Raw genomic sequence first — 17,750 nt, forward strand, 5'->3', positions numbered from 1 at the left:
TCATCAGCAAGGCATGGCGGCGTTCTTGCGCGCGTAGTGCCACCAGGTGATCACGATGCACACGAGGTAGAAGGCGAAGAACGTCCACAGCGCGGCGTGGGGGCTGCCGGTCAGCGCGATGGAGCTGCCGTAGCTCTTGGGAATGAAGAACCCGCCGTAGGCCGCCATGGCAGCGGTAAAGCCCAGCGTGGCGGCACCCAAGGTGTTGCCTTCCTTGTTGGCCTGGGCCACAGCCGCCGCGTTGCGGGGGTCCACACCGCGCATGGCTTCGGTCAGGAAGATCACGGGGATCATGCGGAAGGTGGAGCCGTTGCCGATACCGGTGGTGAGGAACAGCACCAGGAAGCACACGAAGAAGCCGGCGAACTGGCCCTCGTTACCGCCCGATGGCAGGAACACCGTCACACCGACCACGGCGATGGCCATCACGATGAAGTTCCACAGCGTGACGCGGGCACCGCCGAGCTTGTCGGCCAGCCAGCCCCCAAAGGGCCGCACCATCGCACCCACCAGGGGTCCCAGCCAGGCGTAGGCCAGGGGGTTGATGCTGGGAAACTGGCTCTTGATGAGCAGCGGAAAACCTGCGGCATAGCCGATGAACGAGCCGAAGGTGCCGAGGTACAGCACGCACATCAGCCAGTTGTGCTTGCGCTTGAAAATGGCGGCCTGCGCAGCGAACGAAGCGCGCGCGTCGGCAATATCGTTCATCCCAAACCAGGCCGCCAGCGCGGTCAGCGCAATCCATGGCACCCAGATGAAAGCGGCGTTCTGCGTCCAGACCTGTGCAGTCTGGCCGTTCTTGACGATGGTCTGGGCATCACCCCCAAAAACTCCAAAGATACCGGCCGTGACGACCAGAGGGCTCAGGAACTGCACCACCGAAACCCCCAGGTTGCCCAGGCCCGCGTTCACACCCAACGCCGACCCCTTGCGCTCCTTCGGAAAGAAGAAGCTGATGTTGGCCATGCTGGAGCTGAAGTTGCCGCCGCCCAGGCCGCACAGCAGCGCCAGGATGAGCATGGTGGGATAGGCCGTGGTGTTGTCCTGCACCGCAAAGCCGATGCCCAGCGCAGGAATCAGCAGCGAGGCGGTGGAGATCGCCGTCCAGCGGCGGCCACCGACCAGCGGCACCATGAAGGAGTAGAAGATGCGCAGCGTGGCGCCCGACAGTGCGGGCGCGGCCGCCAGCCAGAACAGCTGGTTGGTCGAATACTTGAAGCCGAGGCCAGGCAGGCTCACGGCAACCACGCTCCAGACCTGCCAGATGGCAAAGGCCAGGAACAGCGCGGGCACCGAGATCCAGAGGTTGAGCTTGGCAATGGCTTCGCCTTCGCGCTCCCAGAACGATTTGTCCTCCGGAGCCCAGAGGGTGAGCAGACGCCCCTGGCGCCCGCTAGTGGTGGTGGCAGACATGGTGAGAGTCCTTGGAAAAAATCAGCGGGCGGCCGTCTGTGCGACGGCGCTTTGCGAACCCATGAGACGGGTGTTGCGCACTTCGGTGAAGTACATCCAGATGAGCGAAACCCACACCACGCCATACATCAGCATGAAAGCGCTGGAACGGATGCCGGTCAGGTCCATCAGTGCACCGAACAGGATGGGCAGGACGAAGCCGCCCATGCCGCCGGCCAGACCCACGATGCCGCTGATGGCGCCGATGTTGTGGGGGTAGTCGTCGCTGATGTACTTGAAGACACTGGCCTTGCCGAAGGCCCAGCAAATGCCCAGCAGGAACATGAGGCCAGTGAACAGGTACACATTCAGGCCGATGTGGAAGGTCTGCGGGCCGTTGACCGTGAGGATGGTGAAGTCGGTCTGCGGGTAGCTCAGCAGGAACAGGCAGATCCAGCTCACCCACATCACCCACCAGGTCACGCTGTGGGCGCCGTACTTGTCACTCAACATGCCGCCGATGGCGCGCAGCACGCCGCCAGGCAACGAGAAGCAGGCGGCCAGCAATGCGGCCACACGGATGTCCAGGCCGTATTCGCCCACGTAGTACTGCACCATCCACAGCGACAGCGCCACGTAGCCGCCAAACACAATGCTGTAGTACTGGCAGTACTTGAGCACCTTGGGATCCTTGAGCGCCTTGAGCTGGTCGGTGAACTTGACGTTGCTGGGCACCAGGTGGGCCGGGTCGCTGTAGCTGAAAAGCCAGAACAGCACCAGCGTGCCGAGCATGATGGCGGCGTACACCTGCGGCACCATGGTCCAGCCGAAGGCCACCAGGATCACGGGCGCCACGAACTTGTTGACGGCTGCGCCCGAATTGCCCGCGCCGTACACGCCCATGGCCGTGCCCTGGCGCTCCTTGGGGAACCAACGGGCCACGTAGGGCGTGCCCACCGAGAACGAGCCCCCCGCCAAACCCACGAACAGGCCGATGGTGAGGAAGTGCCAGTACTCGGTGGCGTAGCCCATCATCCAGATGGCGGGCACGGTGGTGGCCATCACGGCGGCCATCACGATGCGGCCGCCGAACTTGTCCGTCCAGATGCCCAGCGGCACCCGCACCAGCGAGCCGGTGAGCACGGGCATGGACATGAGCAGCCCGAACTGCGTGGAGTTCAGGTTGAGCATCTTCTTGATGGGGATGCCGATGACGCCGAACATCATCCAGACCATGAAGCAGACGGTGAAGGCGAAGGTGCTGACGATGAGCACCGACCACGCCTGACGGGTGCGCTGCGGGCTGTCGCCCGGGGGCAAAGTTGCGTTGGCCATTGCGCGATTCCTCTCTTTTTGCATGAGAGGAATGGTCGCGTGCGCAGAGGCTTTTGCACATCCTTCGCTAGAGGGTGTGCAGCGCGGCAGAGGGACTAGTCGCCCGGTACAGGGCATCGTCCGAAAGAACTATGGAGTATGTGTTGCACGGCAGCAGCGCCTGCACGCCGCGCGCAGGAGCCCGCGCTATTCCGCGCGCTGCCGGTCCGACGCGTACACCGCTGCCTGCACGCGCGAGCTGAGGCCCAGCTTGCGCAGGATGTGCTGCACGTGGATCTTCACCGTGGTCTCGGCGATGTCGAGCGTGCGGGCGATCTCCTTGTTGCTCGCACCCCGGGCGATCTCGCGCAGCACGTCTTCCTCGCGCGGCGACAGGGGGGTGAAACCGTTGGGGGCAGTCGCCGCTGCGTCGGCAGGTGCCATCGACGCGGGGGGCGCCTCGGGGGCGCCCTGCGACTGGAACGCCGCCACCAGCTTGCCCATCAGCTCAGGGCTGACTACAGGCTCGCCCCGGGCAGCGCGGTGAATGGCCTGGGCCAGCAGCTCGCCGTCGATGGTCTTGAGCAGGTAGCCCTGCGCGCCGTTACGCAGCGCGGTCGCCAGGTCCTGCGCGTCCTCGCTCACGGTGAGCATGAGCACACGCGAGGTGGGCGACACCTCGCGCAGCCCCTGGATCGCATCCACGCCCATCACGCCGGGCAAGTGGTTGTCGAGCAGGATGACCTGCGGCCGCAGCTGAGGCGCAAGCCGCAGGGCCTGCGCGGCATCCCCCGCCTCGCCCACCACGGACAGGCCCTCGTACTGGCTCAGCAGCGCGATCAAACCGCGCCGGAACAGCGTGTGATCGTCTACCACCAGCAGCGTGACCAGGGGAGAGGATGCGGTGGCGGAGGCAGCGTGGTTCGTCATGGAGTGGTGGCGGTGTGGGGAATGTCGGCCTGGGCAGCGTAGGCAGCTTGAGCCAATGGCCCCTCAGACGCAACGGCCACGGTCTGGGCGGGCACGACCGAAGGCAGCTCGATGCACACCCGGGTGCCCTGCCCTGGCGCGGACTCCACCTGGACCACGGCGCCAATGCGCTGGGCCCGCTCGCGCATGATGCCCATGCCCACGTGCAGCGAATCGGGCGGCACGGCGGTCACGTCAAAACCCGTGCCGTTGTCCTGCACCTCAAAACGCCAGCGGGGGTGGCGGTGCACGAGCACATCGACCCGCGTGGCGCCCGAGTGCTTGCGCACGTTCGACAGCGCCTCCTGCACCATGTGCAGCACCTGGATCTGCACGTCCTGCGCCAGTGGCAGGCCATGGCCCACCATGCCCAGCGTGGTGACCATGCCGGTCTGGTGCTCGAACTTGGACAAGGTGGCGCGCAGCGCCGATTCAATGTCTTCCTCGCTGGTGCGGGTGCGAAAGTGCACCAGCAGTTCGCGCACATCCGAATAGCACTCGCGCACGCCCACATCCAGCTCGCCGATGCTGCGGTCGCGCTTGGCCTCGTCGCCGCGCGCCACGGCGTCGCGCAGCAGCTGGGTCTGGATCTTGAGGAAGGCCAGCGACTGGGCGATGGAGTCGTGCAGCTCGCGCGCGAGCAGGCCGCGCTCCTCGGCCACGGCCGCCTCGCGCTCCAGCGCGGTGGCACGCAGGCCCTCCATGGCGCTGGCCAGGTGGCGGGTCATGGCTTCGAGCAGGTCGCGCAGCTCGTCAGTCATCTCGACGGGGGAGCGGAAGAACAGGTTGACCTCGCCCAGCATGCGCATCTGCATCTTGACGGGGATGGTGACCATGGTTTCAAACCCTGCATCGCGGCAGTGCGGCAAGGCGACCTCAGTCGATGGCGTGATGGGGATGACCCGGGTGCGCGCCTGCTCCTGCGGCTGGCCGCACAGGCAGCTGCCGGTGTGCAGGCAATGCTCGCCCTCGGCCATGGCCACGGGCAGGCCATCGCCGGCCAGCAGCACGTAGCGCTCATTCGCCTCGTTGGACCAGCGCACGGCGGCGGCATCGGCCCCCGCCACGCGACGGATCTGCTGCACAAACCCCTGGGCCAGCAGCTCCAGGCTGCTGGCGGTGCTGGCCAGCGCACTGACCTCGTACAACGCTGCCAGCCGCTGGTTCTGTACGGCGATGCTGGCGGTCTTTTCGCGCACCTTGTGCTCCAGCTCGTCGTGCGAGGCCTGCAGCGCGTGCGCCATCAGGTTGAAGCCGGCCGAGAGCTGGCCGAACTCATCGTCTGTGTCCACCGGCAGGCGCGTGCTCAGCTCGCCCTGGCGCAGCCGGGCCTGGGCCTGCTGAAGGCGCGCCACGGGGTTGATGACCAGCAGGTAGCTCACGGCCATGAAAGTGACGGCCGCCACGATGGCCAGCGCCATCATGAACAGTTGGAACAGGTGCAGCGCGGCGGTCCAGCCTGCGATCTGGATTTCGATGGCATCCACAAAGCCGTCCACCTGCTGCACAAAGGCATCGGCCTCGGCCAGGTTCCGGGCACGGTCGGGGGGCAAGGCGCTGACCCACCCGGTGCGGGCCTCGGCCCAGCGGGCGCGGATGCCGTCGAACCGCGTGCGCGTCTCGTCGCTCCACGGCACAAACAGAGGGCGCGACGGATCGCCCGTGCGCAGCAACGCCAGGCTGGCGTCGAACTGGCGCGCGCGCTCCTGCACGGCCTCGGGAGGTTCGGTCTGCAGCACCAGCACCATGCGCAGCATGTTCATGCGCAGGCGGCCCGCCTCGTTGACGGCCGCCGCGCCGCCTTCCAGCTTCCAGGTCACCCACAAGGTGAGCCCGATGGAAGCCAGGGCCACTAGCAGAAATCCGGCGCCCATGGCCAGGAGCTTGGTGGAAAGGGTGGGCCGCGAGCGCATGGCGCAGTGTAGGCAAGGGGTTTTGTGCGGTTCTTGACCTGCGTCAAGTGCGCGCCCGCTAGCATGGCCGGATGCATACGCCCAGCCGCCCTGTTCTCCAGTCTGCCCACCGCACCCGCCGTGCGCCCCTCTGGCGCCCTGTCTCTGCAATCCTGACCGTGGCCTGCCTGGCCACCCTGGCAGGCTGCGCGGGCCCAGCCCTCAAGGCCACGCCGTCCCCGTCCACACAGTCTGTCGCTGTGGTGCCCGCTGCAGCCTGGCCGGAGCGCCTGCAGCAATGGCTGCCCGCCGACGTGCTGCTATTGGGCGAGCAGCATGACGCGCCGGACCACCAGCGCCTGCAGCGCGAGACGGTGGCCTGGCTCGCCAGCCGGGGCCAGCTAGGCAGCCCTGGTGATGGAAATGGCCGAGCGCGGGCGCAACACCCAGGGCTTGCCCCGCGATGCCAGCGAGGCCCAGGCGCGGGCCGCCCTGCAGTGGGACGACGCGGCCTGGCCCTGGAAGGCCTATGGTCCGGTGGTCATGGCGGCCGTGAGCGCAGGGGTGCCGGTGCTGGGCGGCAACCTGCCCCGCACGCGCATGCGCGCCGCCATGGCCGACGCCTCCCTCGACCAGCACCTGCCCGCCCCGGCGCTGGCCGAGCAGCAGCAGGCCATGCGGGACGGCCACTGTGGCCTGCTGCCCGAGTCGCAAATCGCGCCCATGGCCCGCATCCAGATCGCCCGCGAGGCCAGCATGGCCCAGACGGCCCAGGAGGCGTTGCGATCGGGCCAGACGGTGCTGCTGGTGGCCGGTGGCGGCCATGTGCTGCGCCACCTGGGCGTGCCCACACATTGGCCGGCCAGTTTGGTGTCAAAAGTGGTGGTAGCGCAGGCGGAACATGCGCCCGCAGCTATCAAATCAGGTGCAGAGGCGGATGCTGTGGTCCAGACCCCGGCGCTGCCCCCGCGCGATGTGTGTGCCGAGTTGCGCGAGCAATGGCGCCCTGCGCCGCCGGGCAAGAAGGTCTGAGCCTGTCAGCCCTGCACGGTAGCGGCGGGCTCGCCCTGTGCCCGCAGCAACGCCACGAACGCGTCCGCAGGCACAGGACGGCTGCACAGGTAGCCCTGGTAGGCGTCGCAGCCCCGCTCCCGCAGGAAGGCCAGCTGGCCCTCGGTCTCCACCCCCTCGGCCAGTACCGACAGGCCCATGCTGTGCCCCATGGCGATGATGGCGGCGCTGATGGCCATGTCGTCCTCGCTCTGCGGGATGTCGCGGATGAATCCCTGGTCGATCTTGAGCACATCGATGGGAAACCGCTTGAGCTGTGCGAGCGACGAATAGCCGGTGCCAAAGTCGTCCACCGCGATGCGCACCCCCAGCTCGCGCAGGCGCACCAGCACCTGGCGGGCCTCTTCGGTACGCTCGGCCAGCGCACTTTCAGTGATCTCCAGCTCCAGCAGCGCCGCCGGGAAGCCGCTGGTCTGCAACGCCGCCGCTGTGCAACCGGCCAAATCGGTCAGGTGGAACTGGCGCGGCGACACATTCAGCGCCAGGGTCAATTCGGGCAGGCCTGCATCGCGCCACTGCTGGCCCTGACGGCAAACCTCGCGCACCACCCATTCGCCCAGCGGACCGATCACACCCGAGGTCTCCGCCACCGGGATGAAGCGCGCGGGCGAGATCAGTCCCTCCTGCGGGTCGTTCCAGCGCACCAGCGCCTCGGCGCCCTGGATGCGCCCGGTGGCGATGTCGATCTGGGGCTGGTAGTACATCTGCAGATGGCCCTGGGTCAGGGCCAGTCTCAGGCGCGATTCCAGCTCCAGCCGCTCGCGGGCGGCATGGGTCATGGCCTCGTGGAAGAAGCACCAGGCCCCCCGCCCCCGCGCCTTGGCGCCATAGACCGCAGCATGCGCGCCCTGCAGCAGCAACTCGGCCGTGTGGGCATGTTCGGGAAACATGCAGATGCCCACACTGGCGCCGGCGACCACCTCCAGCCCGTCGGGTGAGCGCCAGGGCTCGGCCACGGCGCTGATCAGGTGGCGCGCCACGGCCGCAGCGCCATCGGCGTGGCGCAGGTTGCGCGCGACCACGGCCAGCTCGTCCCCCGCCATGCGCCCCAGCACGTCCCCCGGACGCAAGGCGAACTGCACCCGCTGCGCAATGTGCTTGAGCACCTCATCGCCCGTGGCATGCCCGTAGCTGTCATTCACATCCTTGAAGCGGTCCAGGTTGAGCAGCAGCACCGCAATGTGCTCGCCGCTGCCCTGGGCCTCCCGCACCGCCAGCTCCAACTGGTGCCCGAACCAGGTGCGGTTGGACAGGCCCGTGAGCGGATCGTTGTGCGCCAGGTATTCCAGCTGCCGCTGCTGGGCCTTTTCTTCGGAGATGTCGGTGAACATGCACACGTAGTGCGTGATCTCGCCCGCCGGGTCGCGCACGGCCGACAGCGACATGTGCTCCGGAAAGATTTCGCCGTTCTTGCGGCGGTTCCAGATCTCGCCCTGCCAGTACCCGGTCTCGGTCAGGGACGACCACATCGCCTCATAAAAGGCCTTGTCGTGGCGGCCGGACTTGAAGACGCGCGGGGTCTTGCCCAGCAGCTCTTCTTCGGTATAGCCCAGCAGCCGGGTGAACGCAGCGTTGACAGACAGGATGCGGCTGTGGGCATCGGTCACCACCACGCCCTCCATGGTGTTGTCCACCACCGTGGCGGCCAGGCGCTGGCGGGCCTCGCTGCGCTGCAGCGCAGCGCGTGCGGCCTTGATCTCGTCGAGGTCCTGCACCACACACACCAGGTGCGCGGGCTCATCGCCCACTTCGGGCGCCAGCGTCACGGTGCACAGCACGGGCACCCGGCGGCCGTTGTCCAGCCTCAGGCAGTGGCGCTCGCCCACGTAGTGGTCGATCTCGCCGGCCAGCAGGCGCTCCAGTTGCGACGCGGCCCAGTCGGGGTCCTGGGCGATCATCACATCGCGGAAATTGAGGCTCAGCGTCTGCACGGGCTCAGCGCCCAGCAGGTCACACAGGCGGGTGTTGGCCCATAAGAATCTGCCATCCAGCGCCACCCGCGCAAAACCGGCGGGCGCATGGCGCACGATCTGCGTCAGCTCCTGCGCCATGGCCATGCGCACCTTTTCGGCGCGGCGCATGCGCCGCAGCAGCCACCAGGCCAGACCGCTGGTCAGCGCCACATAGCCCCAGCCCTTCCAGGTCTGAAAACGGGTCAGCAGGGCCGGGTCGGTCACCCAGTGGGCCAGCAACACATCGCCCGCAAACACCCAGGCCACCCCCAGCACCAGGTACAGCAGCATGCCCCGCCAGGGGACCAGTGATGAGGCATAGCCCTCGTTGCCCATTGCGCTTCTTGCGCTCCTTGTTCAGTCCACTGTTTCACGGTCCCTGGCCCTTGCTGCGACAATTGCACAGCTATGACCAACGCCTACATCCTTACCCTGTCCTGCCCCGACCGCCTGGGGCTGGTGCACGCCGTCTCGGGCTTCTTGCTGGAGCACGGCGGCAACATCGAAGAAGCCGCGCAGTACAACGACCACGCCACGGGCCTGTTCTTCATGCGGGTGCAGTTTGCCTGCGACCAGCACGACCACCCCACCCTCAAAGCGCGCCTGGCCAGCTTTGCCGAGCCCTACAACATGCACTGGAGCCTGCACGCCACGGCAGCCCCCATGAAAACCGTGCTCATGGTCAGCAAGGAAGGCCACTGCCTCAACGACCTGCTGTTCCGCTGGAAGAGTGGCCTGCTGCCCATCGACATCCGCGCCATCATCAGCAACCACCGCGACTTCTACCAGCTGGCGGCCAGCTACAACGTGCCCTTCCACCATATACCGGTGACCGGCAGCACCAAAGCCCAGGCCGAAGCCAAACAGTTTGAGATTATCGAGGGCGAAGGGGCCGAGTTGGTGGTATTGGCCCGTTACATGCAGATACTTTCTCTTGACCTATGTCAAAAGTTGGCCGGTCGGGCGATCAACATCCACCACAGCTTCCTGCCCAGCTTCAAGGGCGCCAAGCCTTACTACCAGGCGCATGACCGGGGCGTGAAGCTGATCGGCGCCACGGCCCACTACGTGACGGCCGACCTGGACGAAGGCCCGATCATCGAGCAGGACGTGGCCCGCGCGGACCACACTGACACGGTGGAAGACCTCACCGCCCGTGGCCGCGACACCGAAAGCCAGGTGCTGGCCCGCGCCGTGAAGTGGCACAGCGAGCACCGCGTGATCCTGAATGGTCACAAGACGGTGATCTTCCGCTAAACCGTTCCGTCCCATGGCCACGGCAGCTCCGTCCTCTTTCCTCAGCAGCGCCGCACGGCGCATTCCGCCCATCCAGTGCCTGCTGACGTTCGAGGCCCTGGCCCGCCTGCGCAGCGTGACGCAGACGGCCGACGAGCTGTGCGTGACGCCCAGCGCCGTGAGCCACCGCGTCAAGCAACTGGAGCAGATCCTGGGCGTGCGGCTGTTTGGGCGGGCCGATTTTTCGCTGACCACCGAGGGCAGCGCCTACCTGGCCCATGTGCGCGAGGGGCTGGGCGCACTGCAGCGCTTTCCGGGCCAGGCGGCTGCGCCCGGGCGGCGGCGGCTCAAGCTGGCCGTCACACCCACGTTTGCGCGCACCATCCTCATCCCCCGCCTGCGGCAATTCACCGAGGCGTATCCCGAGATCGACCTGGCGCTGCAGGTCTCCATCCCGCTGCTGGACGTGGTGGCCGAGGACGCCGACCTGATGGTGCGCTTTGGCCCCGGCCACTATGCCGATGTGGAGCATGTGGAGCTGGCCCGCGACGTGGTCACGCCCCTGGCCTCACCCGCGTTTGTGCGCGAACACGGCCCCTTTGATCGCCCCGAGGACCTGGAGGGCGTGCCCCTGCTGCGCAGCCCGCTGGAGCCCTGGCGCACCTGGTTTGCCGCCACGGGCCTCGACTGGGCGGAGCCCAGCGAGGGCTCGCAGTTCAACGACATCGGCCTGATGTGCGACGGCGCCGCTGCCGGCATGGGCGTGGCGCTGGTGCGCCTGAAGCTGGGCGCGCCCTGGCTGGAGAACGGCACGCTGGTGCGCCTGTTTGCCACCGACACCGCCAGCCCCCACGCCCACTACCTGTGCTGGCGCACCGGCACCATGGACCGGTGGGAATGCGCGGCCTTTGCCGAGTGGCTGCGCAAAACGATGGCGTAGCAGAGGCATCCCCCTGAGTCGCCTTTGGCGCCTTCCCCCTTCTCTCGGCTGCGCCGGGAAGGGGGACGCAGCCCTCGCTGCGGGGCGGCCCTTGCTCGGCTGCCCTCGCCCGAGCCCCGCCCTCCTCCACCAGATTCAGACAAAATTTGCCTCTAGCGCTTTTCCCAAAAGCGCTAGCAGCTATCAATTGATGAGCATTCAGGTGTTTTTCACAATCCCCTGCAGAAAAGCTCAAGCCCAGGCACCCAGCCATCCCCTACAGTGACAGCCATGAACACTGCCGCCGACCCCACCGTAGCCCTGTCCGAACGCGTCGCGCGCCAGGCCGAGGTTGTCCAGGCCCTGGGCCGCGTGCTGCCCGCCCACGCACTGCTCTGGCACAACGAGGACACCACGCCCTACGAATGCGACGGCCTCACCGCCTACCGCCAGCGCCCGCTGGTGGTGTGCCTGCCCGAGACCTACGACGAGGTGCAGGCCGTGCTGCAGGTGTGCCACCGACTGCAGGTGCCCGTGGTGGCGCGCGGTGCGGGCACGGGACTGTCGGGCGGCGCCATGCCGCACGCCTTGGGCGTGACGCTGTCACTGGCCAAGTTCAACCGCATCCTCGACGTCAACCCCGAAAGCCGCACGGCCGTAGTGCAGTGTGGCGTGCGCAACCTGGCCATCAGCGAGGCGGCGGCGCCCTACAACCTCTACTACGCCCCCGACCCCAGCAGCCAGATCGCCTGCACCATCGGCGGCAACGTGGCCGAGAACTCGGGCGGCGTGCACTGCCTGAAATACGGGCTGACGGTGCACAACGTGCTCAAGGTGAAAGGCTTCACGGTGGAAGGCGAGCCCGTCGAGTTCGGCAGCGAGGCGCTGGACGTCCCCGGCTATGACCTGCTGGCCGCTGTCATCGGCAGCGAGGGCATGCTGGCCGTGACCACCGAAGTGACCGTCAAGCTCATCCCCAAGCCTCAGCTGGCGCGCTGCATCATGGCCAGCTTTGACGACGTGCGCAAAGCGGGCGACGCGGTGGCCGCCGTCATCGCCGCCGGCATCATCCCTGCCGGCCTGGAGATGATGGACAAGCCCATGACCGCCGCCGTCGAAGACTTTGTGCACGCAGGCTACGACCTCACCGCCGAAGCCATCCTGCTGTGCGAAAGCGACGGCACGCCCGAAGAGGTGGAAGAAGAAATCGGCCGCATGAGCGAGGTATTGCGCGCCGCAGGCGCCACCGCCATCAGCGTGAGCCGCGACGAGGCCGAGCGCCTGCGCTTCTGGAGCGGCCGCAAGAACGCCTTCCCCGCCAGCGGCCGCATCAGCCCCGACTACATGTGCATGGACTCGACCATCCCGCGCAAGCGCCTGGCCGACATCCTGCTCGCCATCCAGGAGATGGAAAAGAAATACAAGCTGCGCTGCGCCAACGTGTTCCACGCGGGCGACGGCAACCTGCACCCGCTGATCCTGTTCGATGCGAACGATGCCGACCAGCTGCACCGCTGCGAGCTGTTTGGCGCCGACATCCTGGAGACCAGCGTCGCCATGGGCGGCACGGTGACGGGCGAACATGGCGTGGGCGTGGAGAAGCTCAACAGCATGTGCGTGCAGTTTTCTGCGGCAGAAAACGCGCAGATGTTCGGGCTCAAGCACGCGTTTGATCCGGCGGGGTTGTTGAACCCCGGCAAGGTGATTCCGACGCTGAACCGGTGTGCGGAGTACGGGAAGATGCTGGTGCGCGGGGGGCAGATCAAGCACCCCGACCTGCCGCGTTTCTGACCGCCATGAAGGCGCTGCAAGGACTGGCTTTTCTTCTGCTCATGCAGTCAGGGGGCGAGGCAATGTCCCACTTTTTAAAGCTCCCGGTGCCTGGGCCGGTCGTCGGCATGGTGCTGCTCTTGCTCGCGCTGCGCTGGCAGCCGGTGCAGGATGCCGTGGCCCCAGCGGCGGGCTTCTTGCTCCAGCACCTTTCGCTGCTGTTTGTGCCAGTGGGCGTGGGGGTGATGACCCACCTGGCGTTGCTGAGCAGCTATGGCCTGCAGTTGGTGGCGGTGATCGTACTGTCCACCTGGATGGGCATGGCGGTGACGGCGCAGGTGTTGCGTCTTCTACAGCCCAAGGAGAACCATGGCGAACTTCGTTGAGCTGTGGGTGTACCTGGCCTCGGCCCCGCTGTTCGGGCTGACGGCCACGCTGGCGGTGTATGTGCTGGCGCAGGCACTGTCGGTGCGCTCCGGGCACGCACCCTGGGCCAATCCGGTGATGGTGTCGGTGGCCATTCTGGCCAGTGTGATGCTGGCCACGGGCACGGCCTACCCCACGTACTTTGCGGGTGCGCAGTTCATCCACTTCCTGCTGGGCCCTGCGGTGGTGGCACTGGGCTGGCCCCTGTGGCAGCGCCGTGCGGCCCTGCGCTCACGTTGGGGCCGGCTGGTGCTGGCCTCGCTGGCGGGTGGCAGCGCAGCGGCCGCCAGTGCTGTGGGCCTGGGCTGGGTGCTGGGCCTGCCCGGTGATGTGCTGATGTCGCTGGCCCCCAAATCTGTCACCGCCCCGGTCGCGATGGGCATTGCCGCGCAGATTGGCGGCGTGCCCGCCCTGGCCGCCGTGTTCGCGGCACTGACGGGCATGGTGGGAGCGCTGTCGGCACGCTGGCTGTTTGGCTTGATGCGCCTGCCCACCGACGCACAAGGCATGGCGCTGCGAGGCTTTGCACTGGGCACTGCGTCGCACGGCATTGGGGCGGCACATGCGCTGCAGGTGCATGCCGAGGCCGGAGCGTATGCAGGGCTGGCGCTGGGGTTGCAGGTGGTGCTGGCGGCGGTGCTGATGCCGTTGGTGTTCCGGTTGTTGTGAGGGGTGTGGCGGGGGCATCGCCTCTCGTCCCGCGCTACGCAGCGCAGCGCTCAGCGGCCCTCACCCACCCCACAAAGCCCGCCCCATGGCTCCCACATGCGACACGCCGAACAGCAGCAGCCCGATGAGCCCGCCCACCACCGTGCCATTGATGCGGATGTACTGCAGGTCCTTGCCGATGTTGAGCTCTATCAGCTGCGTCATCTCCTCCGCATCCCACCGCCGCACCGTGTCCTCGATGTGCTGCGCAATGAACGCCGACACATCCGGCGCCAGCCCCTCCACCCAGCGCTCCAGCCGGTCATTGAACGACTGCCTGAGCGCGGCATCCCCTGCCAGCGACTCGCCCAACCACAAGCCCAGCTTGCCCACCTGCCGCGCCAGCACGGAGTCAGCATCGGCCAGATCGCGCTGCAACGCGCCGCGCAGATCCAGCCACAAGGTCTGCACATAGCCACCCACGGTGGCATCAGTCTGCAGCCAGGTGCGGATCTCCTCGCCCTTGCGCGCCCATTCCGGGTCACTGCGCAGGCGCTCGATAAAGCGCTGCACAGCGGTATCAAACTGCGCGCGCAAGGCATGCTGCGGGTTGGCGGCCACATCGGCCATCAGGCTCTCCAGAGCGCGGGCCAGCAGCGCCGAGCCCTTGTCGCCCAGCCAGTCGCTGGGCAGCAATTTCTCGGTGCGCGGGTGGTCCTTCTTGAGCCAGGCCACGATGGACTGTGCGACCCAGGTGCGGGTCTGCTCGTTCTGCAGCAGCTCGATGAGCTTGGCCAGCACGTCGTCCAGCAGCGCCTGGTGGCGACCTTTGTGCGTCAGGGTGTCGAGCACCGCCGCCAGAGCACGCGACATGTCCACCTGTCCGATCAAAGCGCGCGCGGCCTTCTGGATGAAACGCTCCACCTGCGCGTCCTGCACCGTCTCCAGCGCGGCCGATGCCAGGCGCGTAGCCTGGTGCCCCAGCAGGGCGGCGTTGCCGGGCGCCGTGAGCCAGTGCGCCAGCCGCTCGGCCGGGTCGTGCCTGCGGATCAGCGACACGAGCGAGGGCACATCCAGAAACTTGTCGCGCACAAAGGTGGCGAGGTTGCGGCCGATGCGCGCCTGGTTGCGCGCGATGACCGCCGTGTGCGGAATGGGCAGGCCGAGCGGTCGGCGAAACAGCGCCACCACCGCAAACCAGTCGGCCAACGCGCCCACCATGGCGGCCTCAGCCATGGCTTTCACGGCGTTGAGCCACGGGCCGCGCTCGGCCACGCTGGTGGCAATGAACACGGCCGTGACCAGCAACAGCAGGCCCAGCGCCTGCCGTTTGGCACGGCGCAGGGCGAGGGTTGCGCTGTCAGCCTTTGGCGTCATCCGGGCAAGCCCACGGCCCTTGCGTGCACCCCGTCAGGCAGCCGCCGCAATCTGGTCCAGCGCCTTCGACAAATGGCCCACTGTGCGGTCCACGTTGTGCCACTTCTCCAGGCCAAACAGGCCGATGCGGAAGGTCTTGAAGTCCGGCCCTTCATCACACTGCAGCGGCACACCCGCAGCGGTCTGCAAACCGACTTCGAGGAACTTCTTGCCGTTCTGGATGCCGGGGTCGGTGGTGTAGCTCACGACCACGCCGGGCGCCTTGAAGCCATCCGCGGCCACGCTGGGGAAGCCACGCGACTCCAGCAGCGCGCGCACCTTGGCGCCCAGTTCGATCTGCTCTTCGCGCACCTTGGCAAAGCCATAGGCGCGGGTCTCTGCCATCACGTCGCGCAGGCGCACCAGCGCATCCGTGGGCATGGTGGTGTGGTACGCGTGCTGGCCCTTTTCGTAGCCCTCGGCGATCTGCATCCACTTCTTGAGGTCGCACGAGAAGCTGCTGCTCGTCGTGCCCTCAATGGTCTGGCGTGCGCGTTCGCTCAGCATCACCATTGCGCAGCAGGGCGAGCCGCTCCAGCCCTTTTGCGGGGCACTGATGAGCACATCTACTCCTGTGGCCTGCATGTCCACCCACATGGCGCCCGAAGCTACGCAGTCCAGCACAAACAGCGCGCCCACCTCGTGGGCAGCGGCTGTCAGCGTGCGGAGGTAGTCGTCAGAGAGGATGATGCCGCTGGCCGTTTCCACATGCGGGGCGAACACCACCTTGGGCTTTTCGGCGCGGATGGTGGCTGCGACCTCTTCCGCCGGGCAGGGCGCCCAGGGGGCCTGCGGGCCGCTGCCCTGCTGGCGAGCCTTGCACACCACCGAGCCGCCGCCCAGGCCCTTGTCGGCGTCAAAAATCTGCGTCCAGCGGTAGCTGAACCAGCCGTTGCGCACGATGAGCACCTTTTCCTTGTTGGCAAACTGGCGCGCTACAGCCTCCATGCCGAAGGTGCCGCTGCCGGGCACCAGCACGGCGGTGTGGGCGTGGTAGACCTCTTTGAGCGTGCCCAGAATGTCCTGCATCACGCCGGTAAAGCGCTTGGACATGTGGTTGAGCGCGCGGTCGGTGTAGACCACCGAAAATTCGAGCAGACCATCGGGGTCGATATCGGGCAAAAGGCCGGGCATGGTGGGTCTCCGCGTGTGAAACTGGGGGAAGAAACAAGGCGATCGGACCAGCTTATCATGGCCCCGCACCTCCATTGGTCGCTGCGCCATGCCGCCAAAACCCTTCCAGTTTCTGCCCACCGCACTGCCTGGCATCGACGCGATGCAGGCGGACTCGCACTTCGCCTTCGGCAGGCACATGCACCTGCAGTTTGGCCTGGGCGTGATCGACCGGGGGGCGCAGAAATCGTTCAGCGGCCGGGGCACGGTGGAGTCACTATCCGGCGACACCATCACGGTCAACCCTGGCGAGGTCCACGACGGCAAGCCCCTGGGCGACGGCGGCCGCGCCTGGCGCATGCTGTACCTGGAGCCCGCCCTAGTCGCCGGTCTGGCGGCTGAGGTGCGCCCCAGCACGCCCGGCGCAGGCTTCGAATTCCACGCGCCCAACCTGCGCGATGCGCGGCTTGCTGCGCAGGTCCGTGCGTTGTTTGCCGCCGCCACACGGCACCCCCGCCACGCGGGCGCGCCGCTGCAGGTCGAGGAATGCCTGCTCCAGATCCTGGCGGGCCTGCTGCGCCCGGCGGGCAACGGCAGGCACATCGCCGCGTCTGTTGCCAACGCCCGCGCCATGGTGGACGACGACCCGACCATGGCATGGAGCCTTGCCGATCTGGCCCGCGAGGCCGGGCTGAGCCGCTACCAGCTGGTGCGGCAGTTCGCACAGGCCACGGGACTCACGCCGCACGCCTACCTGGTGCAGCGCCGGTTGCACCACGCGCGGCGGCTCATGCGCGCCGGCACGCCCCTGGCCGAGGTGGCCGCCGCCAGCGGCTTTGCCGACCAGAGCCACCTCACGCGCCTGTTCGCGCGCAGCTTCGGCACCACGCCCCACGCCTACCTGCGCGCCCACCGCTGAGGCGCTGCAATTTTGTTCAAGACGCGGGCCCGCGCGTGCGGCGATGCTGCGGACTTCTCCACTCCACAGCATGCCGCCGCTGTGCGGCTTCAAAGCGCCATGGGCATCGAATTCCTCATCACTTCCCTCGTCGTCGTCATCTCGCCCGGTCCGGGCGCCCTGCTGACCGTGGCGGCCGGGCTGTCGGGCGGCGCGCGGGCTGCGGCCGTCACGGCCCTGGGGTGCACGCTGGGCATCGTGCCGCACCTGCTGGCCGCAGTCACCGGCCTGGCCGCGCTGCTCCATGCCAGCGCCACCGCCTTCGACATCCTGCGCTACGCGGGGGTGGCCTACCTGCTGTACATGGGCTGGGCCACCTGGCGCTCCCCTGCCGCGCTGGAGGTGCGCGCCGACGCGCCCGCGCGCTCCACCGGGGGACGCATCGCCGAGGCGATGCTCGTCAACCTGCTCAACCCCAAGCTGTCGCTGTTCTTCCTCACGTTTCTGCCGCAGTTCATCGCACCGGGCGAGGCGCAGCCGGCAGAGCGCATGGCGCAGCTGTCACTGGTGTTCATGGCCATGACGCTGGTGGTGTTCCTGGGCTACGGCGTCTTTGCCGCGCGGTTTCGCGACCAGGTGCTGCAGCGCCCGATCGTGCTGGTGTGGCTGAGGCGCGGCTTTGCCGCAGCGTTTGTGGCGCTTGGGGGAAAGCTGGCGCTGATGCAGCGCTAGCC

14 protein-coding genes and 1 pseudogene are annotated in these 17,750 nt (G+C 67.5%); 8 read left to right on the forward strand and 7 right to left on the reverse strand.

Annotated features, from left to right (window positions below):
• Positions 1–3: 3 nt before the first annotated feature.
• The 4 genes from ACT531_RS01960 to ACT531_RS01975 form a co-directional block, all read right to left on the reverse strand.
• Positions 4–1,413: a NarK family nitrate/nitrite MFS transporter gene (locus tag ACT531_RS01960; protein ID WP_476016305.1), complete on the reverse strand. Its 1,410-nt coding sequence runs from the start codon at positions 1,411–1,413 to the stop codon at positions 4–6.
• Between the two features lie 21 nt (positions 1,414–1,434).
• Positions 1,435–2,727: an MFS transporter gene (locus ACT531_RS01965; RefSeq protein WP_476016306.1), complete on the reverse strand. Its 1,293-nt coding sequence runs from the start codon at positions 2,725–2,727 to the stop codon at positions 1,435–1,437.
• 186 nt (positions 2,728–2,913) lie between these two features.
• The gene (locus ACT531_RS01970) at positions 2,914–3,636 is read right to left on the reverse strand and encodes a response regulator (protein ID WP_476016307.1); all 723 of its coding nucleotides are present in this window, start codon (positions 3,634–3,636) and stop codon (positions 2,914–2,916) included.
• Positions 3,633–5,588, reverse strand: coding sequence for a type IV pili methyl-accepting chemotaxis transducer N-terminal domain-containing protein (locus tag ACT531_RS01975; RefSeq protein ID WP_476016308.1), 1,956 nt, complete (start codon positions 5,586–5,588; stop codon positions 3,633–3,635). The genes ACT531_RS01970 and ACT531_RS01975 overlap by 4 nt, the downstream gene beginning before the upstream one ends.
• Positions 5,589–5,659: 71 nt before the next feature.
• Here ACT531_RS01975 and ACT531_RS01980 point away from each other — a divergent pair.
• A pseudogene (locus ACT531_RS01980) lies at positions 5,660–6,599 on the forward strand (ChaN family lipoprotein).
• A 5-nt stretch (positions 6,600–6,604) separates the two neighbouring features.
• Here ACT531_RS01980 and ACT531_RS01985 read toward each other — a convergent pair.
• Positions 6,605–8,926 (reverse strand): putative bifunctional diguanylate cyclase/phosphodiesterase, encoded by a 2,322-nt coding sequence (locus ACT531_RS01985; RefSeq protein ID WP_476016309.1) that lies wholly within the window; start codon positions 8,924–8,926, stop codon positions 6,605–6,607.
• 72 nt (positions 8,927–8,998) lie between these two features.
• Between ACT531_RS01985 and purU the strand changes: the two genes are divergently transcribed.
• The 5 genes from purU to ACT531_RS02010 all read left to right on the forward strand — a co-directional run bounded on the left by purU (position 8,999) and on the right by ACT531_RS02010 (position 13,610).
• On the forward strand, positions 8,999–9,847 hold the full coding sequence (gene purU / locus ACT531_RS01990; RefSeq protein WP_015012272.1) for a formyltetrahydrofolate deformylase: 849 nt from the start codon (positions 8,999–9,001) through the stop codon (positions 9,845–9,847).
• Between the two features lie 13 nt (positions 9,848–9,860).
• Positions 9,861–10,766 carry a LysR substrate-binding domain-containing protein gene (locus ACT531_RS01995; protein WP_060984772.1) on the forward strand — a complete coding sequence of 302 codons (906 nt, stop codon included), beginning with the start codon at positions 9,861–9,863 and terminating at the stop codon, positions 10,764–10,766.
• 270 nt (positions 10,767–11,036) lie between these two features.
• Complete coding sequence (locus ACT531_RS02000) at positions 11,037–12,536, forward strand: FAD-linked oxidase C-terminal domain-containing protein (protein ID WP_476016310.1); 1,500 nt, start codon at positions 11,037–11,039, stop codon at positions 12,534–12,536.
• Positions 12,537–12,541: 5 nt separating this feature from the next.
• The gene (locus tag ACT531_RS02005; protein WP_476016311.1) at positions 12,542–12,901 is read left to right on the forward strand and encodes a CidA/LrgA family protein; all 360 of its coding nucleotides are present in this window, start codon (positions 12,542–12,544) and stop codon (positions 12,899–12,901) included.
• On the forward strand, positions 12,885–13,610 hold the full coding sequence (locus ACT531_RS02010) for an LrgB family protein (protein WP_476016312.1): 726 nt from the start codon (positions 12,885–12,887) through the stop codon (positions 13,608–13,610). The genes ACT531_RS02005 and ACT531_RS02010 overlap by 17 nt, the downstream gene beginning before the upstream one ends.
• 60 nt (positions 13,611–13,670) lie before the next feature.
• On the opposite strand, the gene ACT531_RS02015 is transcribed toward ACT531_RS02010, so the two are convergent.
• Together ACT531_RS02015 and ACT531_RS02020 are read right to left on the reverse strand one after the other, a co-directional pair.
• Positions 13,671–14,966 carry a DUF445 domain-containing protein gene (locus ACT531_RS02015; RefSeq protein ID WP_476016313.1) on the reverse strand — a complete coding sequence of 432 codons (1,296 nt, stop codon included), beginning with the start codon at positions 14,964–14,966 and terminating at the stop codon, positions 13,671–13,673.
• Between the two features lie 33 nt (positions 14,967–14,999).
• Complete coding sequence (locus ACT531_RS02020; protein ID WP_476016314.1) at positions 15,000–16,139, reverse strand: aminotransferase class V-fold PLP-dependent enzyme; 1,140 nt, start codon at positions 16,137–16,139, stop codon at positions 15,000–15,002.
• An 88-nt stretch (positions 16,140–16,227) separates the two neighbouring features.
• On the opposite strand from ACT531_RS02020, the gene ACT531_RS02025 reads away from it, so the two are divergent.
• Positions 16,228–17,037: a helix-turn-helix transcriptional regulator gene (locus tag ACT531_RS02025; RefSeq protein ID WP_476016315.1), complete on the forward strand. Its 810-nt coding sequence runs from the start codon at positions 16,228–16,230 to the stop codon at positions 17,035–17,037.
• Between the two features lie 99 nt (positions 17,038–17,136).
• On the forward strand, positions 17,137–17,748 hold the full coding sequence (locus ACT531_RS02030) for a LysE family translocator (RefSeq protein ID WP_476016316.1): 612 nt from the start codon (positions 17,137–17,139) through the stop codon (positions 17,746–17,748).
• The last annotated feature ends 2 nt before the right edge of the window (positions 17,749–17,750 follow it).

Source organism: Acidovorax sp. DMC1, assembly GCF_056314325.1.